The organism is Shigella sp. FC1967 (assembly GCF_001743005.1).
In the GTDB taxonomy this organism is placed as follows: domain Bacteria; phylum Pseudomonadota; class Gammaproteobacteria; order Enterobacterales; family Enterobacteriaceae; genus Proteus.
The window spans coordinates 1-515 of sequence record NZ_MIIZ01001186.1; the positions used below are offsets into that span (position 1 = coordinate 1).

Below are 515 nucleotides of genomic sequence, written 5' to 3' on the forward strand. Positions count from 1 at the left end.
CCATCATTTAAAAGAAAGCGTAATAGCTCACTGGTCGAGTCGGCCGCGCGGAAGATGTAACGGGGCTAAACCATGCACCGAAGCTGCGGCAGCGACACTATGTGTTGTTGGGTAGGGGAGCGTTCTGTAAGCCTGCGAAGGTGTACTGTGAGGTATGCTGGAGGTATCAGAAGTGCGAATGCTGACATAAGTAACGATAATGCGGGTGAAAAACCCGCACGCCGGAAGACCAAGGGTTCCTGTCCAACGTTAATCGGGGCAGGGTGAGTCGACCCCTAAGGCGAGGCTGAAAGCGTAGTCGATGGGAAACGGGTTAATATTCCCGTACTGGTGGTAACTGCGATGGGGGAACGGAGAAGGCTAGGTTGTCCGGGCGACGGTCGTCCCGGTTCAAGCATGTAGGCAGAGTGATTAGGCAAATCCGGTCACTTAATGCTGAGGTGTGATGACGAACCACTAAGGTGGTGAAGCAATTGATGCCCTGCTTCCAGGAAAAGCCTCTAAGCTTCAGGTTA

Annotated in this window: 1 rRNA gene; it reads left to right on the forward strand. The window is 53.2% G+C overall.

The features are described from left to right. A 23S ribosomal RNA gene (locus BHE89_RS20040) occupies positions 1–515 on the forward strand; the annotation flags it as partial.